This is a genomic window from Paenibacillus sp. FSL E2-0178 (assembly GCF_038593005.1).
GTDB lineage: Bacteria > Bacillota > Bacilli > Paenibacillales > Paenibacillaceae > Paenibacillus_AQ > Paenibacillus_AQ phytohabitans.
Window position 1 is genome coordinate 5,225,278 of record NZ_CP151953.1, and the last position, 21,950, is coordinate 5,247,227.

23 protein-coding genes and 1 riboswitch are annotated in these 21,950 nt (G+C 53.0%); all 23 genes read left to right on the forward strand.

The features are described 5' to 3' along the window. The first annotated feature begins 130 nt into the window (after positions 1–130). The 23 genes from fni to atpA all read left to right on the forward strand — a co-directional run bounded on the left by fni (position 131) and on the right by atpA (position 21,864). The gene (gene fni / locus MHI42_RS22730) at positions 131–1,270 is read left to right on the forward strand and encodes a type 2 isopentenyl-diphosphate Delta-isomerase (RefSeq protein ID WP_342420735.1); all 1,140 of its coding nucleotides are present in this window, start codon (positions 131–133) and stop codon (positions 1,268–1,270) included. A gap of 44 nt (positions 1,271–1,314) precedes the next feature. Then, positions 1,315–1,785 (forward strand): GNAT family N-acetyltransferase, encoded by a 471-nt coding sequence (locus MHI42_RS22735; RefSeq protein ID WP_342420736.1) that lies wholly within the window; start codon positions 1,315–1,317, stop codon positions 1,783–1,785. Positions 1,786–2,020: 235 nt separating this feature from the next. Continuing rightward, a complete protein-coding gene (gene ychF, locus MHI42_RS22740) occupies positions 2,021–3,121 on the forward strand; it encodes a redox-regulated ATPase YchF (protein ID WP_039309103.1) in 1,101 nt (366 codons plus the stop codon). Positions 3,122–3,244: 123 nt separating this feature from the next. Next, positions 3,245–3,397 carry a hypothetical protein gene (locus tag MHI42_RS22745; RefSeq protein ID WP_342420737.1) on the forward strand — a complete coding sequence of 51 codons (153 nt, stop codon included), beginning with the start codon at positions 3,245–3,247 and terminating at the stop codon, positions 3,395–3,397. A gap of 454 nt (positions 3,398–3,851) precedes the next feature. Next, entirely contained in the window at positions 3,852–4,919 is a 1,068-nt protein-coding gene (prfA, locus tag MHI42_RS22750) for a peptide chain release factor 1 (RefSeq protein ID WP_039309100.1), read from the forward strand. Positions 4,920–4,923: 4 nt separating this feature from the next. Continuing rightward, positions 4,924–5,979: a HemK/PrmC family methyltransferase gene (locus MHI42_RS22755; RefSeq protein WP_342420738.1), complete on the forward strand. Its 1,056-nt coding sequence runs from the start codon at positions 4,924–4,926 to the stop codon at positions 5,977–5,979. A 157-nt stretch (positions 5,980–6,136) separates the two neighbouring features. Next, positions 6,137–7,321 (forward strand): FtsW/RodA/SpoVE family cell cycle protein, encoded by a 1,185-nt coding sequence (locus MHI42_RS22760; RefSeq protein ID WP_342420739.1) that lies wholly within the window; start codon positions 6,137–6,139, stop codon positions 7,319–7,321. Positions 7,322–7,923: 602 nt separating this feature from the next. Next, positions 7,924–9,123, forward strand: coding sequence for an FtsW/RodA/SpoVE family cell cycle protein (locus MHI42_RS22765; protein WP_342420740.1), 1,200 nt, complete (start codon positions 7,924–7,926; stop codon positions 9,121–9,123). A gap of 76 nt (positions 9,124–9,199) precedes the next feature. Next, positions 9,200–9,979 (forward strand): stage II sporulation protein R, encoded by a 780-nt coding sequence (gene spoIIR, locus MHI42_RS22770; protein WP_076246358.1) that lies wholly within the window; start codon positions 9,200–9,202, stop codon positions 9,977–9,979. 183 nt (positions 9,980–10,162) lie between these two features. Beyond that, the gene (locus MHI42_RS22775) at positions 10,163–11,440 is read left to right on the forward strand and encodes an L-threonylcarbamoyladenylate synthase (protein WP_342420741.1); all 1,278 of its coding nucleotides are present in this window, start codon (positions 10,163–10,165) and stop codon (positions 11,438–11,440) included. 100 nt (positions 11,441–11,540) lie between these two features. Further along, positions 11,541–12,113 carry a manganese efflux pump gene (locus tag MHI42_RS22780; RefSeq protein WP_171717180.1) on the forward strand — a complete coding sequence of 191 codons (573 nt, stop codon included), beginning with the start codon at positions 11,541–11,543 and terminating at the stop codon, positions 12,111–12,113. Between the two features lie 100 nt (positions 12,114–12,213). Further along, positions 12,214–12,801, forward strand: a complete 588-nt coding sequence (locus MHI42_RS22785) for a low molecular weight protein arginine phosphatase (protein WP_171717179.1) — start codon at positions 12,214–12,216, stop codon at positions 12,799–12,801. 50 nt (positions 12,802–12,851) lie between these two features. Next, a riboswitch (ZMP/ZTP riboswitch) is annotated at positions 12,852–12,935 on the forward strand. 98 nt (positions 12,936–13,033) lie between these two features. Further along, the gene (locus tag MHI42_RS22790; protein ID WP_342420742.1) at positions 13,034–13,687 is read left to right on the forward strand and encodes a TIGR01440 family protein; all 654 of its coding nucleotides are present in this window, start codon (positions 13,034–13,036) and stop codon (positions 13,685–13,687) included. A 69-nt stretch (positions 13,688–13,756) separates the two neighbouring features. Further along, positions 13,757–15,004, forward strand: a complete 1,248-nt coding sequence (glyA, locus tag MHI42_RS22795; protein WP_342420743.1) for a serine hydroxymethyltransferase — start codon at positions 13,757–13,759, stop codon at positions 15,002–15,004. Between the two features lie 445 nt (positions 15,005–15,449). After that, positions 15,450–16,079 carry a uracil phosphoribosyltransferase gene (gene upp, locus MHI42_RS22800; protein ID WP_020426095.1) on the forward strand — a complete coding sequence of 210 codons (630 nt, stop codon included), beginning with the start codon at positions 15,450–15,452 and terminating at the stop codon, positions 16,077–16,079. Positions 16,080–16,146: 67 nt separating this feature from the next. Then, the gene (wecB, locus tag MHI42_RS22805; RefSeq protein WP_039309304.1) at positions 16,147–17,307 is read left to right on the forward strand and encodes a UDP-N-acetylglucosamine 2-epimerase (non-hydrolyzing); all 1,161 of its coding nucleotides are present in this window, start codon (positions 16,147–16,149) and stop codon (positions 17,305–17,307) included. Positions 17,308–17,486: 179 nt separating this feature from the next. Continuing rightward, the gene (locus MHI42_RS22810) at positions 17,487–17,720 is read left to right on the forward strand and encodes an AtpZ/AtpI family protein (RefSeq protein ID WP_342420744.1); all 234 of its coding nucleotides are present in this window, start codon (positions 17,487–17,489) and stop codon (positions 17,718–17,720) included. Beyond that, a complete protein-coding gene (locus MHI42_RS22815) occupies positions 17,713–18,090 on the forward strand; it encodes an ATP synthase subunit I (protein WP_042140253.1) in 378 nt (125 codons plus the stop codon). The genes MHI42_RS22810 and MHI42_RS22815 overlap by 8 nt, the downstream gene beginning before the upstream one ends. 29 nt (positions 18,091–18,119) lie before the next feature. Then, positions 18,120–18,887: a F0F1 ATP synthase subunit A gene (gene atpB / locus MHI42_RS22820; protein ID WP_171717175.1), complete on the forward strand. Its 768-nt coding sequence runs from the start codon at positions 18,120–18,122 to the stop codon at positions 18,885–18,887. Between the two features lie 107 nt (positions 18,888–18,994). Then, positions 18,995–19,207: a F0F1 ATP synthase subunit C gene (atpE, locus tag MHI42_RS22825; RefSeq protein WP_036699216.1), complete on the forward strand. Its 213-nt coding sequence runs from the start codon at positions 18,995–18,997 to the stop codon at positions 19,205–19,207. 97 nt (positions 19,208–19,304) lie between these two features. Next, positions 19,305–19,793 carry a F0F1 ATP synthase subunit B gene (gene atpF, locus MHI42_RS22830; protein ID WP_039309309.1) on the forward strand — a complete coding sequence of 163 codons (489 nt, stop codon included), beginning with the start codon at positions 19,305–19,307 and terminating at the stop codon, positions 19,791–19,793. After that, positions 19,790–20,341, forward strand: a complete 552-nt coding sequence (locus MHI42_RS22835) for a F0F1 ATP synthase subunit delta (RefSeq protein ID WP_342420745.1) — start codon at positions 19,790–19,792, stop codon at positions 20,339–20,341. Before atpF ends, MHI42_RS22835 begins: the two co-directional genes overlap by 4 nt. Before the next feature lie 11 nt (positions 20,342–20,352). Further along, the gene (gene atpA / locus MHI42_RS22840) at positions 20,353–21,864 is read left to right on the forward strand and encodes a F0F1 ATP synthase subunit alpha (RefSeq protein WP_042140249.1); all 1,512 of its coding nucleotides are present in this window, start codon (positions 20,353–20,355) and stop codon (positions 21,862–21,864) included. The last annotated feature ends 86 nt before the right edge of the window (positions 21,865–21,950 follow it).

Genomic DNA, 21,950 nt, shown 5'->3' on the forward strand with positions numbered 1-21,950 from the left:
GGAATCCGCCCGTGTCAACTGCCGGGCGGTGTTGTGCTATAATGAAATGTACTTGTGCTTAAGAAGCCTATAAGTAGCGTCTCACGCTACCGGACATATATGAATACAGGGTAGAACGGAGGAAGACAGCATGAATCATATGCCGCAGGACGGTGTGCCGCGAAGTCCGGAACAGCAGCCGGGCACAGAGTACGGGTCAGCATTGCGGGCAGCAGGCACTGAGGGACATAAATCTCTGCTGCCTGACTCCAGAACCGGGGAACGCAAGATTGAGCATGTGCGGCTCTGCCTGAATGAAGACGTTGCCGGCAGCGGAATTACAACCGGCTTCGAGCAGTACAGGTTCCGCCATAACGCACTGCCGGAGCTGGACTTTGAGGAGATCAGGCTCGGTACGGAATTTCTCGGCCGCGAGCTGCGGACACCGCTGCTGATCAGCTCCATGACCGGTGGGAGCGAGGCGACCGGGCACATTAACGCCCGGCTCGCCGAAGCGGCCGAGCGCCGGGGCTGGGCCCTCGGCGTGGGTTCTGTCCGCGCCGCTGTAGAGCGCGCAGAGCTGGCGGCTTCTTTTCATGTGCGCGATAAGGCTCCCACGATTCCGGTTATAGCCAATGTCGGGGCGGTACAGCTCTCCTACGGCTTCGGTGTAGAAGAGTGCCGCCGCGCGGTAGAGATTGCCGGGGCAGACTGGCTGGTTCTGCATCTGAACGGGCTGCAGGAGGTATTCCAGCCGGAGGGAGACACCGGGTTCGCTTCCCTGCTGAAGCGGATAGAGGCGTTATGCCGTAACCTTGAGATACCGGTAGGTGTCAAAGAGGTAGGCTGGGGCATTGACGGAGAAACCGCAGCCCTGCTGTATAATGCCGGTGCTGCCTTTATCGACGTTGCAGGTGCGGGCGGCACATCCTGGAGCCAGGTGGAGAAGTTCCGCAGTACGGACCCGGTACGGCGCGCGGCTGCGGAGGCCTTCGCGGACTGGGGGATTCCCACGGCGGAATGCATCGGAGAGGTGCGGGCCATCTCGCCCCGCGGCGCGCTGATCGGCAGCGGCGGGCTGAAGCATGGTGTGGATGCCGCCAAGGCGCTGGCGCTTGGGGCCGATCTGGCCGGCTTCGGGCGGAATCTGCTGGGTCCGGCCGTCAGCTCCGAGGAGGCACTGGACCAGGCGCTGGCACAGGTTGAACTGGAGCTGCGCACGGTCATGTTCGGCATCGGTGCGCCGGATCTTGCTTCCCTGCGCGGTACCCCGCGTCTTATACGGCGCTAGAAGCAAGCCTATGAATATGGAATTAAAGGAAGGGCTAAAAAACAATGATTAAACTGGTCCAAATGGACGAATCGACTTTTCAATTTTTCTTAAGACAATCCACCCGTGATTACGCAGAGGACAAAATAAAGGCCGGAGCCTGGGATGCTGAGACCGCCATGAAATTGTCCCAGGAAGAAATGACACGTTTCCTGCCCAAAGGACTCTACACAGAGGGAGCTTATCTCTATTCTATAGTAGAGGCTGAGAGTGGAGCTGAGGCCGGGTACATCTGGTTTAATGTGAACGAGAACCGGGGAATCCGGGAGGCGTTCATCTATGACTTTTATATTTTCGAACCTTTCCAGAGTAAGGGGTACGGCAAGCAGGCACTGGCTGCATTAGATGAAGAAGCCCGGAAGATGAATGTGACCCGGATCGGACTGCATGTCTTTGGCCAGAATGACCGTGCTTTTGAGCTGTACAAAAAAATGGGCTTCCTGGTTACGGATATTACGATGTCGAAGACTTTGTAGGTGCAGGGCCGGGAAATAGCGGTGAATGGTGTTGTGAGTTTTTTACATTATTTACATGTTTTTGGGTCCCCCAAAAGTATTTGATTAATCATCGAGGCTAAAGCTCCGCATTATGGGGTGGCGTTCCCTTGACATCCGCTGTTGCTGGAGGTTTTGTTCTAATATATAATGGTTTAGATCAGTACGGTAATTCATGCGGTGATCAATTCAACCGAAAATAGGAGTTGTCATATAAATGGCTTTGAAAGCTGGAATCGTTGGACTTCCCAATGTTGGGAAATCGACATTATTTAATGCTATAACACAAGCGGGGGCGGAATCCGCCAACTATCCTTTCTGCACCATTGACCCTAACGTGGGTGTCGTGGAAGTACCGGACGAACGTCTGAATAAGCTGGTCGAGCTGGTGCAGCCGCACAAGACGGTTCCGACCGCTTTTGAATTCGTAGATATTGCCGGACTCGTGCGCGGTGCGAGCAAGGGCGAAGGTCTGGGCAACAAGTTCCTGGCTCATATCCGGGAAGTGGATGCTATTGTTCATGTGGTCCGCTGCTTCGTCGATGAGAACGTAACCCATGTTGACGGCAAGGTAAATCCGATCAGCGACATCCAGACGATCAACCTGGAACTGATTCTGGCTGACCTCGAAAGCGTCGAGAAGAAGATCGAGCGTTCCCGCAAAAACATCAAGGGCGGCGACAAGAAATTCGCTCAGGAAGTAGAAGTACTGGAGCGCGTTAAGGAAGCTCTTTATCTGGATCAGCCTGCGCGCAGCCTGGAATTATCCGATGACGAGCGTCTGATCGTGCGGGATCTTCACCTGCTGACCCTGAAGCCGGTGCTGTATGCGGCGAACGTGGGCGAGGATGAAGTGGCGACTGCTGAAGAGAACCCGTATGTTAAGCAGGTACGCGAATTCGCAGCGGCTGAGAATGCTGAAGTAGTGCCGATCAGTGCCAAGGTGGAGGCTGAGATTGCCGAGCTGGAAGGCGAAGACAAGGCGATGTTCCTGGAAGAGCTGGGTCTGCAGGAATCCGGGCTTAACCGCCTGATCAAAGCGGCATACAGACTGCTCGGACTCTACACCTATTTCACAGCGGGCGTGCAGGAAGTCCGTGCGTGGACTATCCGCAAAGGCACCAAAGCACCTGGAGCGGCCGGAGTTATTCATACGGACTTCGAACGCGGATTCATCCGCGCTGAAGTAGTAGCTTATACGGATCTGGTAGCAGCAGGCTCGATGAACGGTGCCAAAGAGCGCGGCCAGCTGCGTCTGGAAGGCAAGGAATATCTGGTGCAGGACGGCGACGTTATGCATTTCCGCTTCAACGTATAGACCATTTAACGTATAGACCATTTATAGTGTAGGGCAGAGAGGCCATTCAGAGTAGAGTTTATTACTTGCTGAATGGTTTCTTTTTGAATAAGGATAAGGATAAGGATAAGGGTCAGCTCCTATTTGTGGAAAACCCGAAAAGGCGGCTTCAGAAGCCGGGGGTACGATGAACAGGGGTTCGGCTGGGACAGTGGCGGACGGCGAGCGTCTGCGGTCTGGTCTACCGTCTGGTCTTCGCTACCGCCTGCCGCCTGCGGCGGAAAAGCAGTTGGATAATCTCCACTTGCTTATGAACAGAGTGATCCTTGCCAGGAAGTAGTTGGAAAAACAGCACTTAATATTCAGCAAATAGATCACTTTCGAGGAAACGCCTGAAATTTAATGACGTTTATCCAATTAATTCCCTTTAACGCTGCAAAACACCGAAATTAAGATACGTTTTTCCAACTATTAATATCCATGGGAATGAGGCCGGGAGCGGCATCAGATATTTATTCAGTACCGGGTTATTTTGTAATCAGGACAAGCGCCTGATGCATAACTTGGCTGCAGCTTTTACATCATAAGGTGGCGCAGCTCAGGATTCAAAAGATTTCCTGATTCCGCGCTTTGTACTGTAGCCAATTGGCTGGAGTGGTGGTATAATATAAAGTCGTATATCTATTTATGTTGTATCGACAATGTTAAGTATGTATAACCGAAGAATTTGAATCAGGAGAGGTGAATTCCCTTGTTGGACCGATTGCAATCCCTGGCGGACCGCTATGAGAAACTCAGTGAACTGCTTTGTGACCCGGATGTTGCAAACGACAGTAAGAAACTGAGGGACTATTCCAAAGAACAATCCGACTTGCAGCCCGCCTTTGAGGCGTATAGCGAATATAAAAATGTAATGGAAGAGCTCGAAGCCGCCAAGATGATGCAGGCTGAGAAGCTTGATGATGAAATGAAGGAAATGGTCAAGATGGAGATCGACGACCTGTCATCGCGACAGGTGGTTCTGGAGGAGAAGATCCGTCTGCTCCTGCTCCCCAAAGACCCTAATGATGATAAGAATGTAATTGTGGAAATCCGCGGCGCAGCCGGCGGGGACGAAGCAGCCTTGTTTGCCTCTGACCTGTACCGGATGTATACCCGTTATGCCGATACCCAGGGCTGGCGCGTAGAGCTGATGGATGTTAACACGAACGATCTCGGCGGATTCAAGGAAGTTATCTTCCTGATCAACGGCCGCGGCGCTTACAGCAAAATGAAGTTCGAAAGCGGTGCGCATCGTGTGCAGCGTATTCCTACAACCGAATCCGGCGGACGTATTCATACTTCAACTTCTACCGTTGCGGTTATGCCGGAAGCGGAAGAATTCGAAATTGAAATTCATGATAAGGACATCCGTGTCGACACCTTCTGTTCCAGCGGCGCGGGCGGACAGTCCGTTAATACGACCAAGTCTGCGGTGCGTGTAACCCATGTACCTACCGGTATCGTAGCTACCTGTCAGGACGGCAAGTCCCAGAACTCCAATAAGGAGAAGGCGCTGCAGGTGCTGCGTGCCCGTATCTCGGATCTGAAGCGTCAGGAAGAAGAAGCCAAGTACTCCGGGGAACGGAAGAGCAAAGTAGGAACCGGGGACCGCAGTGAGCGTATCCGTACCTACAACTTCCCGCAGAGCCGTGTAACGGATCACCGGATCGGCCTTACCCTGCACCGTCTGGAGCAGGTCATGAACGGGGATATCACCGAGATCATCTCGGCACTGTCTATTGCGGAACAAGCGGAATTGATGGAAAAAGGAGAATAATGCTTTGAAACACGACTCTTACGTCATGTCGGAATTGCAAAGCATCCGGGAAGCCTTTGCGGAGGCTTCTTCTTTTTTGGCCGGGCACGGATGCAATGAGCCGCAGCGCAGCAGCCAGCTGCTGCTGGAGCATGTGCTGGGCTTGTCCGGAGCGGCATATTATATGGCGCTGGCTGATCCATTCCCGCCAGCGGTCAAGGCGCAGTGGGAAACGCTGGTCACCCGCCGGGCAGCGGGTGAACCGGTGCAGTACATCATAGGCGAGCAGGAATTCTACGGCCGCGCCTTCGAGGTTACGCCCGATGTGCTGATTCCGCGCCCGGAGACGGAGCTGCTCGTCGAGGCGATTCTGCGCTACGGCGCGGAGCTGTGGCCAGACGGGACGGTTGCGGTGCGAGGCGAAGCCGCGCAAGAAGCCGGCGGACCCGCGGGGGAGAGAGCCGCGGGTAGTGAGGCGGCGGGGCCTGTGCGGGGCGAAGCCGCGCAAGAAGCTGGCGGGCCTGCGGGGGAGAGAGCCGCGGGCAGTGAGGCGGCGCGCCCGCGCGCCGTGCGTCCGCTGACCGCCGTCGACATCGGCGCCGGCAGCGGAGCGATCTCCGTCACGCTGGCGGCGGAAGCGCCGGCGTGGCGGGTCTGCGCCGGCGACATCTCGCCCGGCGCGCTGGCCGTGGCCGGGCGCAATGCGCAGCGGCTCGGCACGTCCGTTGACCTGCGGCTCGGCGATCTGCTCGAGCCGTTCGCGGGGATGGAGACGGATATTCTCGTCTCCAACCCGCCGTATATTCCCGGCGGCGACATCGCCGGGCTGCAGCGCGAGGTGCGCGACCATGAGCCGCGCACGGCACTGGACGGCGGCGGGGACGGGCTTGATCCCTACCGCCGCATGATGGAACAGCTGCCGCTGCTCCCGGCTCCGCCGCGCCTGGTCGGCTTCGAGCTCGGCCAGGGACAGGCCGGGCAGGTAGCTGAGCTGCTGCGGGCGGCCGGCCACTGGAACGAGATCATCACGATCGAGGATCTCGCCGGGATTCCCCGGCATGTGCTGGGGATCGCCCGCTAGCGTCCCCATCCTGGATGCAGCTGCCAGTAGGCAGAAACCGCCAAACGGTGAAATTGTATTTATGCTGCCCCTTCCTTTACAATAGAAATGACGGGACCTCTGTATGCGGCTGCGGCCAGGAGACAAGAGGAACCAGTACTGAGTAAGGAGACAGAATATGCTTCAGAAGATTAAGAAGATAGACGGCGTCATCCTGGTCATTCTTGTGCTGCTGATGGTAGTCAGCATTTTCTCCATATACAGCGTTACCCACGGGCGCGACAAGCTGGACGGATCGCATATCAAAATGATCAAATATTATATCCTGGGCTTCATCGCCTTCATTGGGCTCACCTTCGTGGATTATCGTCTGCTTGTCAAATATGCGCTATATGTTTACGTTACAGGCATTGGGATTCTGGTGCTGGTCAGCTTTATCGGTACAGAACAGAACGGCGCGCAGGGCTGGATTAAATTCGGGAGCTTCAGTCTCCAGCCCGCCGAGCTGTTTAAGCTGATTCTGATCCTGTTTCTGGCTGCGGTGCTGGTCCGCAAGAATAAGAATAAGCTGCTGTTCTGGCGCGATGTCGTGCCGCTGGGTCTAATGAGCCTATTACCGTTTTTGATCGTATTAAGCCAGAATGACCTTGGGAATGCGCTCTCCTATATCGTGATTCTGGTTGGCCTCCTCTGGATCGGCAATATCAAGTTCACGCACGCGCTGATCGGGCTGTTAATTATTGGCGGAAGCGCGGCTGCCGGAATCATGAGCTACATTCATTACCATGATGAAATCAAGGATTTCCTGACAGATATCGGCCGTTCCCACTGGGTAGAGCGCTTTGATCCGTGGCTGGTACCGGAAGAAGCGACGGCCAAGGCAAGCTATCATACCAAAAACGCCAAAATCGCCATAGCCTCCGGCGGTATGAGCGGCGAAGGCTATATGGAGGGCAGCTCGGTACAGACGGATCGTGTGCCGTATACGTATTCTGATTCGATTTTTGTACAGATTGCCGAGGAGTTTGGCTTTGTCGGATCGGCGCTGGTGCTGCTGCTCTACTTTATCCTGATTCACCGAATGATTCTGATTGCACTGGAGTGCAAGGACAGGGGCGGGCCGTTCCTGATTGTCGGCATTGTCGCGATGATGCTGTATCAGATTTTTGAGAATATCGGTGCCTTCATCGGCCTGATGCCGCTGACCGGGATTACGCTGCCGTTCATCAGCTTCGGGGGGACCTCACTCCTGATCAACATGGCCAGTATCGGTCTGGTAATGAGCGTACGCCTGCATGGTCAAGAGGTAGAGGAGGATTTGCCGAGTCCTACAATCTATTCTTCTCCGGTCAAGCAAGGCTAACTGTATACTATAATATCTCTGATTCAATCAGAGGTAATCCGCATGCCGGGGCTCTTCGAAAAGGAAGGGTTCCGGCATTTTGTTTGTCTGTACGCTAGTACAACATCAGAACTTAAGAAGTGAGTTGATTCTCAAGCATGCAGCGATGGATGTGTTCAGTTTCAAGGGGGAATTCAGTGATAGTTGTATTCTGTACAATTAAAAACAGCGAAAAGGGTATGGTCGCACCGTATAACTGTAATCTGTACAACTAAATCTGCCCGAATCGCCGAGAACCCAGCTATATGGAGGAATTAGGTGTACGAAATACAACTAAACGGATAATTGGTTGAAAGTCAGACGTTTTAGCTGTACAAAGTGCAATTAAGCTACCGCATATCCTGTAAGTGAGGCAATTGGATCACTCCAAGCCTTCGGCAAGTGATTAACCAGAATGGTTGTCGCCTCATTAGTTTAAAGCTGATGCTATTCCCCGGCTGGCAACGATCACATAAATTGTATTTACGCCCCCACTTGTCTTACAATGGAAATTAGTGGATTCGGTTCCCTGGGTATACTACAGCAGGCCGGTCCATAATCCGCGTAGGTTAAGGAGTATTCCGATGTTACAGAGAATCAGACGGATTGACGGCTCCATCGTATTGATTTTGCTCTTGCTGATGTGTGTCAGTATTTTCTCGATATACAGCGTGACTCACGGGAGAGTTGACCTGGATGGCACACACATACGGATGATTCAGTATTATGTGCTGGGTTTTGTTGCTTTTTTTCTGCTTACCCTGTTTGATTACCGCCTTCTGGTCCGGTATGGACTCTATATTTACATCCTTGGGATCGGTATTCTGCTGCTGGTCAGCTTTTTCGGCAAGGTAAAAAATGGCGCCCAGGGCTGGATCGGCATCGGTGAATTAAGCCTCCAGCCAGCGGAGCTGTTTAAGCTGATCCTGATTCTTTTTCTGACCACTGTACTTGTCCGCAAACAAAGAAATCCGCTGCGCTTCTGGCGTGACGTGGTGCCGCTTAGCCTAATCGCCCTGGCGCCGTTCGCGCTGGTCATCATCCAGAATGATCTGGGCAATGCGCTCAGCTATATCGTGATTCTGCTTGGGCTTTTGTGGATCGGAAACATTAAATTCTCACATGCGCTGATCGGGATGGTTATTCTGGCGGGATCGGTGCTGGGCTTCATTCTGTGCTATGTCCACTATCATGAGCAGACGGTAAGCTTCATAGAGCAGACGCTGGGCCGGGATCACTTCGTCAGGCGCTTTGACCCCTGGCTGGTACCGGATCTGGCAAGCAGCGATGCGAGCTATCAGACCAAGAATGCCAAGACGGCGATTGCCTCGGGCGGACTCAGCGGCGAGGGTTATCTGCAGGGCGGCACGGTGCAAAGTGACCGGGTGCCTTATCTGTATTCTGAATCGATTTTTGTGCAGATCGGCGAAGAATTCGGCTTTCTGGGTGCAGCGGCGCTGCTGATGCTCTTTTTTATCCTCATCCACAGATTAATTGTGATTGCCCTGGAATGCAGGGACCGCGGCGGCCCGCTCCTGATTGTCGGAATCGTAGCTATGCTGCTCTATCAGATTCTGGAGAATATCGGGGCAATGACCGGGCTGATGCCGTTGACGGGGATTACGCTTCCGTTTATCAGCTATGGGGGAACCTCGATTCTGATTAACATGGCCTGTATGGGGATTGCCATGAGTGTGCGGCTCTACGGGCAGGATGTGGAGGATGATCTGCCGCTTCCGCTGCCCAAGCTGAAGGATGAGACTACTTTATTCTTAAAATCATAGATTACTAGGTTTGCAGTCTCTCATTCCCGGACATACTGGGAACATAAGAGTTTCAGAGGGAGAGGGGCTGCGCAAGATGAATAACGATCAGCTGGATAAAAGGGATTCCCTGCGGATTACATTCAAGTATACTGCCATTTTAATTTGTTTTTTTATGATATTGATGATGGCCTGGGAAGGGCAAAAAAGCGATGCTGCCGTAGCGGAGGTATCTATTCCGCAGGAGTCGATCCGTCTGCGTATTCTGGCGAATTCGGATGGTGCGGGAGATCAGCTGGTCAAACGCCAGATCCGCGACCAGGTGGTGGAGCAGATTAACCAGTGGGTGGCCGGACTGGAGGATCCCCAGAGTCTGGAGCAGGCGCGGGCGCTGATTCAGAGTCATCTCCCGGAACTGAATGACCTGGTGGGCGGAGAGCTTGCGCGGCGGGGAATTGATTATAGCTATAAAGTCGAACTGGGCACCGTACCTTTCCCGACGAAAATGTATGGCGGACGGGTCTATCCTGCCGGGGAATATGAAGCGCTGCGGGTCACGCTTGGCGCAGGCAAAGGTCAGAACTGGTGGTGTGTGCTGTTTCCGCCGCTCTGCTTCATTGATGCCGGCTCCGGTGATGCGGCAGCTGCGGAACCCGCTGCAGCCAAGAAGGCTTCGGCGGTCTCCGCTAAAGCTTCCGGAGACGGAGCCAAGGTGAAAACGGCGGATGGCGGGGTTGATAAGACTGCTTCCGGTATTACGGCTTCGGCCGGCGGGGACGGTGGTACGGACGCTGATGCAGAAGCGCCGAAGGTGAAGTTCTTCGTATGGGAGCTGCTGCAGAATTTGTGGAGCTGGATCTGCGGATTGTTCGCCTAAGCTTCCGGGAATTTGCGGAATGGCGGTTTACGAAATCTACAGTTTTCCTGCCGGATATGGTACGATAAATGCAGAACTTGAGCGGAAGTGGCTGCGGCTCCACCTGGTGGAGCCGTTTTTGGCTTTTTCCGGACGATGCAGTATTGAAGTGTGAAGTGATTAAACAGGAAAGCTTGTGATGAAATGACAGAGCCTAAGGATTCTTCGTTTGCGGTTCAGCGCCGGAGCGGCAATATAGATGCAACTCTTTATTGGAGTTTGACGTCCGGGATTACCGGACCCGGACCTGCTGCGGGGCAGGACATACCCTCTGTTCCATCAGCAGAGAGTGACAGGGAGGCAATCGCTGCTGCAGCAGCTATGCTGCGGAGCGGGGGCACCGTTGCTTTTCCGACTGAAACGGTCTACGGGTTGGGGGCGGATGCCCGGAATACCCCGGCAGTAGAAGCGGTATTCGCGGCCAAAGGCCGCCCCTCCGACAACCCGCTGATCGTGCATATAGCCCGGCGGGAAGAGCTGGAGGGCCTGGTCATAGGAGTGCATCCGGTCGCCTCGGCGCTGATGGATGCCTTCTGGCCCGGCCCCTTGACGCTGGTGCTGCCGGTCCGGCCCGGCGTCCTCTCGCCGCTGGTTACGGCAGGGCTGGATACGGTCGGCGTGCGCATGCCGGGTCATCCGGTGGCGCTGGCGCTGCTGCGCGCCGCGGAATGCCCGGTTGCCGCGCCCAGCGCCAACCGCTCCGGGCGGCCGAGTCCTACGCTGGCCGCCCATGTGATGGAAGACCTCGCCGGATATATCGGCGGGGTTCTGGACGGCGGCGCGGCCGGGGTCGGCCTGGAGTCGACCGTGGTGCAGGTGCAGCCGGACGGGACGGTAGCGGTGCTCCGTCCCGGGGGCATCACCGCCGAGCAGCTCGCGGCGGTGGCGGGTGCCGGGGCTGTGGCCCCAGCCCCGGCACCGGCCCTGGCGGACGCTGCCGCCGGACATTCCGGCGGCCAGTCCCCGGCTCCGCCGCCGCAGGTGAGCGGCGGCGGGACGGGCGGCGCTGCTGCGCAAGCCGCCGAGAGCGGCCCGGCGCCGCGCGCGCCGGGCATGAAGTACACGCACTATGCCCCGCGCGGCGCGCTTGGCATCGTACGCGGCTCCTCCCCGCAGCGCGTGGCGGAGACCGCCGCAAGCCTGCTGCAGGCGGCGCAGCGGGAGGGCGGGATCACGGGCCTGCTCCTCTTCGAGGAGCATAGGGCCCTGTATCCCGCCGACCCGGCCGCCTGCGTTGTTTCTCTCGGCTCGTTAGCCTCGCCGGAGGAAGCGGCCCGCTCCCTGTATGCCGCCTTGCGGCGCTTCGATGAAGCGGGAGCGACCTACATTCTGGCCGAGGCCTGCCCGGTCACGGGCCTCGGCGCTGCCATAATGAACCGGCTGATGAAAGCCGCCGGTGAAGCGGTGATCGACGCCGATTAACAGCCTCTTCCCGGCTCTGCTATCCGCCTTATAGTCATGAATACCATCTTGTCCGCATATCGTTGTTGTACAAGAACTTACGGACTTTGGGGGTATATTCATGGGCATAGGCGGAATATATGAGGGCTGGGGCCAGCTCGTAACAGTGGCCATTATGGCAGTTGCGCTTGGAATGGATGCGTTCTCGCTCGGGGTAGGGATCGGGATGAAGGGTATCCGTCTGCTGCATGTGCTGCAGCTCAGTCTGCTCATTGCTTTTTTTCATGTGCTGATGCCGCTGCTCGGCTTGTTCACAGGCAGCTATGTCGGCTATCTGCTGGGTCAGGTAACCACCTATGCCGCCGGGGGGCTGCTTGTACTGCTGGGCGGACATATGATTCTGAATTCATTCCGCAAGGGTGACGGCGGGAGCCGGGCGGTCGATCACCGGACGGTATGGGGGATGCTGCTGATCTCGCTCAGTGTAAGTGTAGATTCCTTTTCGGTCGGGGTTTCACTGGGAATGTTTGTGAATAGCATAGCTATTACAGTGCTGGCCTTCGGTGTCTGCGGCGGCATGATGTCAATTACCGGACTGCTGCTGGGCAGGAGAGTAAGCCGCGGGCTCGGGGATTACGGTGAAGCACTGGGCGGAGCTATACTTCTGGCGTTTGGCTTGCTGTTCATCTTCTGATACAATAACGGAAATACAAATAAATAGAACATTTCATTGTTCAGTTCATTCGGAAGTTGTGGATTAATCCGAAATTATATTTTTACCGGAGGTGGAAAGTATGCTGCATATTTTATTCGTCTGCACAGGAAATACCTGCCGCAGCCCTATGGCTGAAGGTCTTCTGCGGAAGCTGGCGGGAGAGCGGGGGATCGATGTGGAGGTGCGGTCTGCCGGAGTTTCCGCCATTTCAGGTACTTCCATATCCAGGCATGCTGCCGGAATCCTGCAGGATGAAGGCATTGAAGATCGTATAGTATCCTCGCAATTGACTGGAGAGGCTGTCTCCTGGGCTGATCTGGTGCTTACTCTGACCGGAGGGCATAAGCGGCATTTGCTGCAATATTTCCCTGACGCAGTTAACAAGACTTATACACTTAAGGAATATGTGCATACGCAAGAGTCTGTGAACGCCGATATCCGTGAGCTGGATAGCCTGTATGCAGATGCCGAACTCACTATTTCGCTGGGCGGAGAGCCGAGCGCCGCTGATTTGCAGCGGATTATTGAGATCCGGCAACGGATTCCGAGCTTCGATATCAGTGATCCGTTCGGCGGCTCCCGTGAAGATTATGAGCTGACGGCTGCTGAGATCCGGACTGCACTGTACAGTTTGCTGGATAAGCTGGAATCCTTACGCCGGCTGTGAAGGTGGTTGATTTTTCGCCGCTTATCCCTTAAGATGAAATAAATATTATCCGGTTCCGGTGTAACTGGCGACAAGTGTGGATCAAACCACGATGGAGCACCTGGAATAAACGGCCGGTCGCCTGGGCAAAAGAGCACATCCGCAGCTAAATCTGCGGACTGCTCTTTTTTGTTTAAATGTCGTATCTGTAGTGGGATTTGAGGCATTATCAACGCTTGAAGGGGGCGGTAAGATGGACGAAGTCCGGAAGCAGGATCTATGGGAAGAGCGCGCGTCCGGTGCGCCTTCAGCAGCCGGGCAACAAGCGGGCAGCGCAGAGCTGACCCTGGACGCCGCAGCAGCGGCGGTAGTCCGCGAACTGGCGGAAGCAGGGAAGCTTGGTCCCGGTAAAATCCTGGTGGTTGGAGCAAGCACCAGTGAAGTGGCGGGTGTGCGGATCGGCACCGGAGGTGCGCTTGAGGTTGCACAGCTGCTGCTGCAGGGAATTACGCAGGTCGCTGCTGAATTTGGCTTTCATCCCGTGTACCAATGCTGCGAGCATCTGAACCGTTCGCTGGTGATGGAACGTTCTTTGCTGGAATCGCTTGGGCTTAGGGAGGTTTCGGCTGTGCCGGTTCCGGGAGCCGGAGGTTCCATGGCTGCGGCCGCTTACCGCTCTATGACAGATCCGGTGCTGGCCGAGACGATAGAGGCACACGCCGGTATTGATATCGGGGAGACGCTAATTGGCATGCACCTCCGCCGCGTAGCCGTACCTTTCCGGCCAAGCCTGCGCTATATCGGGGCAGCCCGGGTGAACGCAGCATGGAGCAGACCGCCGCTGATCGGCGGCGAACGGGCAGTGTACCGCACGCCGGAGACAAACGGCTCCGCGAATTGTGACTGAGAGCAGCGTATATAACTGGTATCGTCTTAACACCACATAAATTAGAGTAACAGGGAGGAAATAAGAAACATGGAACAACTACGTAAGAGTGACCCGGCAGTACTGGAAGCGATGGGCTTGGAACTGAGCCGTCAGCGTGCAAACATTGAACTCATTGCTTCAGAGAATATTGTAAGCGAAGCCGTAATGGAAGCCATGGGCTCCGTGCTTACGAACAAATACGCCGAAGGTTATCCCGGCAAACGTTATTATGGCGGCTGTGAAGATGTGGATATCGTGGAGAACTTGGCCCGTGACCGTGCCAAGCAGCTGTTTGGTGCCGAGCATGTCAATGTGCAGCCGCATTCCGGTGCACAGGCCAATATGGCCGTTTACCTTGCCGCGCTTAATCCTGGCGATACCGTACTGGGTATGAATCTGGCGCATGGCGGCCATTTGACCCACGGCAGCCCGGTTAATGCTTCCGGTATCCTGTATAACTTTGTGGCTTATGGCGTACAGGAGGATACTTTCCTGATTGATTATGACGAAGTGCGTAAAGCTGCCTTCAAACACCGCCCCAAAATGATCGTAGCCGGAGCCAGTGCGTATCCGCGGACTATCGATTTTGCCGCTCTCGCTTCCATTGCAAATGATGTGGGTGCTCTATTTATGGTCGATATGGCCCACATTGCCGGATTGGTTGCAGCCGGTGTTCACCCGAGTCCGGTTCCTCATGCCCATTTCGTTACAACAACTACGCACAAAACCTTGCGCGGTCCACGCGGAGGGATGATTCTGTGCAGACAGCCATGGGCTGCTGCTATTGATAAAGCGGTCTTCCCGGGTTCCCAAGGCGGACCGCTCATGCATGTCATTGCGTCCAAAGCCGTTTCATTCGGTGAAGCATTGCAGCCATCGTTCAAGACCTACGCCGAGAATGTAGTGAAGAATGCCAAGGTTCTGGCAGATACGCTGATCGGCGAAGGCGTTAATATTGTTTCCGGCGGTACGGATAACCACCTGATGTTGCTGGATACCCGTAATCTGAGCATTACCGGCAAGGATGCGGAGAAGGTGCTTGATTCCATCGGAATTACAGTCAACAAGAATGCGATTCCGTTCGATCCTACCAGTCCGTTTGTAACAAGCGGTATCCGGATCGGTACACCTGCTGTTACATCACGCGGTATGGACGAGCCGGCTATGGTAACGATCGGCCGGATTATTGCCAATGTGCTGAAGAATCCGAAAGATGACGCTAATTTGACCCAGGCTGCACGTGAGGTGGCCGAGCTTACTGAAAAGTATCCGATCTATCCTGGTTTGCAGTACTAATATTACGCTGCTTATTCTGCCTTTGCGGGTCCGGTTCCACCGGATTCCGCAAAGGCTTTTTTTGATATGTATGGCTTCCTGTCTGTTACATCCAGTTTCTGTTGCATAATGTTCACAATTTATAGGAAGAAAATGGTATGAATTATCATGTAATAATCATGAAAGTTCATGGAATTTTCAATAAAAGTAGTGAAAGAAATGTGAATAGTATTAAAAGTGCCTAATGGCACAAACTAAGTTTTGTTTTATATCCAGAGGCTTGGGGGAATTTCCTAAACTTTCCGTGCAGCTATGAAATTTGCGGAGACTGCCTTTGCAGGCGGTTTTCCCCTTCTGTAGGTGAAAAGCGGCCTTGGTGATGATATAATAGACAAGATTTAGCCACGCGGGAAGCAAAGCGCTTACTCTGGCTATAAATAAGACTTACAATTACCGGAGGGACAAAATGGGAAAATTGGTGATTTGCGATCATCCATTGATTCAGCACAAACTAACATTTATTCGCGATGTGCGGACCAACACGAAAGAATTCAGAGAGCATGTCGATGAAGTAGCAACACTTATGGCCTATGAGATTACACGTGATATTCCGCTTGAGACCATTACGGTGCAGACGCCGGTGGCTGAAACGCAGAGCAAAGTGATCTCAGGAAGAATGCTGGGACTAATTCCGATTCTGCGCGCCGGTCTTGGTATGCTGGAAGGTGTCCTGAAGCTGCTTCCGGCGGCGAAGGTAGGACATGTCGGGCTATTCCGTGATCCGGAAACACTGCAGCCGGTTGAATACTACATTAAGCTTCCTACAGATGTACAGGAACGCGAGCTGATCGTAATCGATCCGATGCTGGCTACAGGCGGTTCAGCCATTGCGGCCATTACCTCGCTTAAGAACCGCGGATGCACCCAGATCAAGATGATGAACCTGATTGCTGCTCCTGAAGGCGTCGCTGCGGTTCAGGCTGCACATCCGGATGTGGACATCTATGTAGCCGCACTTGATGATCATCTGAATGAGCATGGTTATATTGTCCCAGGCCTCGGAGATGCCGGCGACAGACTGTATGGAACCAAGTAATAATACCCTTGAGGTATTAATAGAACAAACACAATTTCTGTAGTCTTCAGAAGAGAGGGTAGGGGTTATGTCCAAAATTAAAGTAATGACGATTTTCGGAGTGCGCCCCGAGGCGATCAAGATGGCGCCTCTGGTTCTGGAACTGAACAGGCACCCTGAGCAGATTGAATCCATTGTCTGTGTAACTGCCCAGCACCGTGAACTGCTTGATCAGGTGCTGGAGGTATTCAAAATTACGCCGGATTATGATCTGGACGTAATGAAGGACCGGCAGACCCTTAATGAGATTACTATCCGGGTGCTTGAAGGACTAGAGCCAGTGCTTCGCGAGGTCAAGCCTGATCTGGTGCTTGTACACGGGGATACACTGACCACTTTCCTGGCCAGCTATGCCTCTTTCCTGCAGCAAATTCAGGTTGGGCATGTGGAAGCAGGTCTTCGGACATGGAACAAGCTTTCGCCTTATCCGGAGGAAATGAACCGTCAGCTGACCGGCGTGCTTGCCGATCTGCACTTTGCCCCGACCGATTGGTCAGCCGGCAACCTGAGACACGAGAACAAAAAAGAATCAAGTATTTATATCACAGGCAACACTGTAACTGATGTGTTTCAATATACCGTACAGCCGGACTACCGGCATCCTGTACTGGATTTTGCTTCAGGAAAAAGACTTATTTTGATGACGGCGCACCGCAGAGAATCCCAAGGCGAACCGCACCGTCATATTTTCCGTGCTGTCAAAAGAATCGCTGATGAATTTGAAGATGTAGCCATTGTGTATCCTGTGCACCCGAGTCCTGCAGTGAAGGAACCGGCGCATGAGATCCTCGGCGGACACCCTAGAATTAAGCTGATTGATCCGCTGGATGTCGTTGACCTGCATAATTTTTATCCGCATACCCACCTGATATTGACCGATTCCGGCGGCCTGCAGGAGGAAGCTCCCTCCTTTGGAGTTCCCGTGCTTGTGCTGCGTGATACAACCGAGCGCCCGGAAGGGATCGAGGCCGGAACATTGGAGCTTGTGGGGACGGACGAGGAGAAGGTGTATCAACGGACACATGCTCTATTGACCGATCAGAATCTGTATCAGTCCATGAGCCGGGCCGCCAACCCGTATGGAGACGGCAAAGCCTCCGAGAGAATTGTCAATGCGATTTTGCACCATTTCGGAGCTGTTAAAGAACGTCCGGAAGAGTTTCACAGAATGTTCACAAATAATAAATGATGGCACGACAACTAATATACTAAAGTAAATAAAAGCAGCATACAGTGAAACTGTACGGTTTATATGGTTTTGGTATGTTTTGCTGTGATTATTTTCATGTTTTCAAGCACTTTTGAGCAATTTTCGGTGAATTGACAAAGAGTCTGGATATTCAGTAAAATTAGTTGGGATTGTAGCCTATGAAGGAACGAAAGAACGAGGCCGGCCTGGGACGTATTGCTTTGGTTCTCGGGGGTGCAGGCAGCTTGCTTGCCGCTTACATTGTTATAGGTTTTTTTGTGGCAAGGTGGCTGCAGAACCTGATGGACGGACCTAAGCTTTGGCTGGCCATCGGAACAATTGCCGGGATGGTTCTCGGGGTTGTGAATGTTGCTTTGCTAATCAAAAAATTTCTGGGGGAGCAAAATGGATAATATGACTCCCGTAATCAATACCGTTACCAGGGTGACAGTAATCATTATGGCAGGCCTGTTAATGGGATGGGCTCTTCATCATGAGACCCGTGCAGTTACTCTGGGCATGTCGCTGGGCTTGCTGGCAGGACTCGTTAACTTTCGTTATCTTGCCCTCAAAGTAAGAAGGGTGACACAGGCGGTTGCGGATAAACAGAAAAGTTCTTTCAGCCTTGGTTTCGCTACAAGAATCAGTTTCGCTATTCTGGTCACCATGTTTTCGGTCAAAATCGAGCATTTCTCGCTGGAGGCAACGATTGCCGGCCTGTTCATCCCCCAGCTTCTATCTATTCCCGTGGGGATATATTTAGGAATCAAGAATAAGCTGTAGCCATATTAAAGAGAAAGGGGGATGATACTATGCACGAAATGCCTTTAATCTATGTTGGCGGAATACCGATTGACTTGTCAGCGGTACTGATGCTGGTGATCAGTTCGGTGATCGTGTTCGCTCTGGTCATGCTGTCCGTCCGCAACCTGTCTGTTGAGAACCCATCAAAGCTTCAGAATTTCATGGAGTGGGTCGTTGAATTTGTACAGGGACTGATCAGCAGCGCCATGGATTTGAAGAAAGGGAAGCCTTACATATCACTGGGATTGACGCTGATATTGTTTATCTTCGTCTCCAATCTCCTTGGTCTGCCGTTTTCCTTCATTACAGAAGCCCATGAGCCGGTTCACATTTTTGGACATGTTATCGAAGCAACCAAAAACCTGACACATGGCGAGCATGTAGAGATTCTGTGGTATAAATCGCCGACTGCAGATATCAATGTAACCGCCGGGCTGGCGATTGTCGTGTTTGTACTAATGAACTATTTGGGAATCAAGCTGAATGGCAAACATTATTTCAAACACTATATTGAGCCGTTCCCGATCTTCTTGCCGCTTAACATCATTGAGAACCTGGCGAAGCCGGTGGCGCTTGCCATTCGTCTATTTGCTAATATTTTTGCCGGCGAGGTTCTGATCACCGTAATTCTGAAGCTGGGGATATTCAGTATCCCGTTCCTGGCAGTCTGGCAGGGCTTCAGTATCTTTGTTGGTGCGCTTCAGGCGTTTATCTTTACGATTCTGACGATGGTGTACATCGCGCAGATGACGATCCACGAGGAAGAAGCACATTAATGAACTGCCGTGAGGATAGCGGCAGCCGCCGGAATACTCTTCGCGGGAGATTTTTATATCATTAAGTCATTACAAAAAGAACCGAAATTAAAGGAGGATATTTACAAATGGAATTTTTGGCAGCAGCAATCGCGGTTGGTTTAGGCGCACTCGGTGCAGGTCTTGGTAACGGTATGATCGTCAGCAAAACAGTTGAGTCCATCGCTCGTCAACCGGAAGCACGTAACGCACTGCAGACAACAATGTTTATCGGTGTAGGTATCGTGGAAGTTATTCCTTTGGCCGCTACAGTTATCGCATTCCTGATCATGTTTACTTAATAAACCGTTTTTACGGTTTGGCGGGGAGGGCAAGTGCCATCCGCGCCTTACTTTTGTATATGTCCGCATGCCGCGGTAACGGAAAGGAGTGACCTCAGTGACTATCGTTTGGACAAATATATTGTTTTCCATTATCGCCTTTGGGATCCTGTATTTCCTGCTCAGCAAATTTGCATTCAGCAAGCTGTTCGGAATTATGGAGAAGCGCCGCGAAATGGTGCTGCAGCAAATGGATGAAGCAGCCAAGACCAGAGAACAGGCGGTCGCTTACGTAGAAGAACAGAAGCAGGCTCTGCAGCAGGCACGCCAAGAGGCGCAGGCTATCATTCAGCAGTCCCAGGTTACAAGCAACAATCAGGTTGACAAGCTTCTGGATCAGGCTAAAGCTGAAGCTACCCGCCTTAAGGACGAAGCGGTCCGTGATATTGAGAGCGAGAAGAACAAGGCTGTGGAAGCTTTGCGCAGCGAGCTGGGTACAGCATCGGTCCGCATTGCATCCAAGCTGCTTGAAAAAGAAGTTAAGGCTGACGGCGAACAGGAACAACTCGTTGATCAATACCTCAAAGAGGTAGGAGGCCGACCATGAGCCGCGAAACGGTAGTTGCCAAACGCTATGCCAAAGCCTTGTACAGTGCAGCAGTGGATGAAGGCATTACACTTGAAGTGGAAGCCCAGCTTAGGTTAGTAGTCGAAGTGCTTCATTATGATGCAGAGGTGAAACAGTTTATTCTGGCACCGCGCATCTCGCAATCCGACAAGCTGAATGTGCTGCGCGGGGCGCTTAAAGGTAAAGTCTCGGAAGCGGTAATGAACATGGTAGAACTGCTGGTAGAGCGGGGCAGAACCGATATTTTCGCAGAACTGCTGGCCACGTACGTCAAGATAGAAGGGGACGCCCTTGGCATTGGCGATGCTACTGTCTACTCCGCCTATTCTCTGAATCAAGAGGAACAGGATAGTGTAGCGGCAGAGTTCAGCCAGCTTACAAACCGCAAGATTCGTGTTACCAATGTGGTGGATAAGAGCCTGCTAGGCGGACTGAAGGTTATCATCGGCGATACGCTGTATGACGGCAGTCTATCCGGCAAGCTGGAGCGTCTTGAGAAATCTTTTAATGATAAGCAAAGAAGATAGGGGTGAGGATATTGGGCATCAGACCTGAAGAGATCAGCACTTTGATCAAAAATCAAATTGAGCAATATAAAGCCGATATCGAAGTGGCCGAAATTGGCACCGTCATTCAAGTCGGAGACGGTATCGCCCGTGTCTACGGTCTGGAAAACGCAATGGCAGGGGAACTGCTGGAGTTCTCCAACGGTGTAGTAGGCATGGCGCTTAACCTGGAAGAAAGCAACGTCGGTGTTGTTATCCTGGGTGAATATACAGCCATTCGTGAAGGCGATCAAGTCAAACGTACAGGACAAATTATGCAGGTTCCGGTTGGGGAAGCCATGCTGGGCCGTGTAGTTAATGCACTGGGTCAGCCGCTTGACGGCAAAGGTCCAATTGCAACGACTGAATTCCGTCCTGTAGAACATAATGCACCAGGCGTTATCGACCGTAAATCGGTTCATGAACCGATGCAGACAGGTCTGAAAGCGATCGATGCCATGGTACCAATCGGCCGCGGACAACGCGAACTGATCATTGGTGACCGTCAAACCGGTAAGACCGCGATCGCCATTGATGCGATCATCAACCAAAAAGGCAACGGCATGAAATGTATCTATGTTGCAATTGGTCAAAAACAATCTACAGTAGCACAGGTAGTAGAAACCCTCCGCCGTCACGGCGCGCTGGAATATACTATTGTTGTAACCGCGTCGGCTTCCGAGCCTTCTCCGCTGCTCTATATTGCTCCATACGCAGGCTGCGCAATGGGCGAATACTTTATGTATAAAGGCGAGCATGTTCTTGTTATTTATGATGACCTTTCGAAGCAGGCTTCGGCTTACCGCGAATTGTCCTTGCTGCTCCGCCGTCCACCGGGCCGTGAAGCATTCCCGGGTGACGTATTCTACTTGCACTCCCGTCTGCTGGAACGTGCGGCTAAGCTCAGTGATGCGCTTGGTGGAGGTTCATTAACCGCCCTTCCTTTCATCGAAACACAGGCTTCTGACGTATCGGCTTACATTCCTACGAACGTAATCTCGATTACCGATGGTCAAATCTTCCTTGAATCCGATCTGTTCAACTCCGGTCAGCGTCCGGCGATCAACGTCGGTATCTCCGTATCCCGTGTAGGGGGTTCCGCGCAGATCAAAGCCATGAAGAAGGTTGCCGGTTCCCTGCGTCTGGATTTGGCTCAATACCGTGAGCTTCAGGCCTTCTCCCAGTTCGGTTCCGATCTGGATAAATCTACGCAAGCCCGTTTGAACCGCGGTGCACGTATGATGGAGATTCTGAAACAAGGCGTAAACCAGCCGCTTAATGTTGAGCACCAAGTGCTCAGTCTGTACACCGCTGTCAAAGGACACCTGGATGATATTCCTGTCAAAGACGTGAAGCGTTTTGAGAAGGAATTCCTGGCGTATATCGACAGCAGTGCAACTGAAATCCTGCAATCCATTACGGATACCAAGGATCTGACAGCAGACAACGAGGCAGCGCTCAAAGAAACGATCGAGAAATTCAAAAGAGGCTTTGCTACAAGCTAATATATAGAGTTTGCTCAGTTATGCTTACGAAGTCAGCTTTGGCTGTGCCAAAGCTCAGCTTATGCTTACGATGTTAGCTTTGGCTA

Excerpts from the sequence above, each read along its gene's own strand:
- wecB (WP_039309304.1), top strand. The coding sequence starts at position 16,147 with ATGTCCAAAATTAAAGTAATGACGATTTTCGGAGTGCGCCCCGAGGCG.
- fni (WP_342420735.1), top strand. The coding sequence starts at position 131 with ATGAATCATATGCCGCAGGACGGTGTGCCGCGAAGTCCGGAACAGCAG.
- spoIIR (WP_076246358.1), top strand. The coding sequence starts at position 9,200 with ATGAATAACGATCAGCTGGATAAAAGGGATTCCCTGCGGATTACATTC.
- upp (WP_020426095.1), top strand. The coding sequence starts at position 15,450 with ATGGGAAAATTGGTGATTTGCGATCATCCATTGATTCAGCACAAACTA.
- MHI42_RS22835 (WP_342420745.1), top strand. The coding sequence starts at position 19,790 with ATGAGCCGCGAAACGGTAGTTGCCAAACGCTATGCCAAAGCCTTGTAC.
- MHI42_RS22780 (WP_171717180.1), top strand. The coding sequence starts at position 11,541 with ATGGGCATAGGCGGAATATATGAGGGCTGGGGCCAGCTCGTAACAGTG.
- MHI42_RS22735 (WP_342420736.1), top strand. The coding sequence starts at position 1,315 with ATGATTAAACTGGTCCAAATGGACGAATCGACTTTTCAATTTTTCTTA.
- atpB (WP_171717175.1), top strand. The coding sequence starts at position 18,120 with ATGCACGAAATGCCTTTAATCTATGTTGGCGGAATACCGATTGACTTG.
- atpE (WP_036699216.1), top strand. The coding sequence starts at position 18,995 with ATGGAATTTTTGGCAGCAGCAATCGCGGTTGGTTTAGGCGCACTCGGT.
- MHI42_RS22765 (WP_342420740.1), top strand. The coding sequence starts at position 7,924 with ATGTTACAGAGAATCAGACGGATTGACGGCTCCATCGTATTGATTTTG.
- MHI42_RS22785 (WP_171717179.1), top strand. The coding sequence starts at position 12,214 with ATGCTGCATATTTTATTCGTCTGCACAGGAAATACCTGCCGCAGCCCT.
- MHI42_RS22790 (WP_342420742.1), top strand. The coding sequence starts at position 13,034 with ATGGACGAAGTCCGGAAGCAGGATCTATGGGAAGAGCGCGCGTCCGGT.
- MHI42_RS22810 (WP_342420744.1), top strand. The coding sequence starts at position 17,487 with ATGAAGGAACGAAAGAACGAGGCCGGCCTGGGACGTATTGCTTTGGTT.
- MHI42_RS22775 (WP_342420741.1), top strand. The coding sequence starts at position 10,163 with ATGACAGAGCCTAAGGATTCTTCGTTTGCGGTTCAGCGCCGGAGCGGC.
- glyA (WP_342420743.1), top strand. The coding sequence starts at position 13,757 with ATGGAACAACTACGTAAGAGTGACCCGGCAGTACTGGAAGCGATGGGC.
- MHI42_RS22760 (WP_342420739.1), top strand. The coding sequence starts at position 6,137 with ATGCTTCAGAAGATTAAGAAGATAGACGGCGTCATCCTGGTCATTCTT.
- ychF (WP_039309103.1), top strand. The coding sequence starts at position 2,021 with ATGGCTTTGAAAGCTGGAATCGTTGGACTTCCCAATGTTGGGAAATCG.
- MHI42_RS22815 (WP_042140253.1), top strand. The coding sequence starts at position 17,713 with ATGGATAATATGACTCCCGTAATCAATACCGTTACCAGGGTGACAGTA.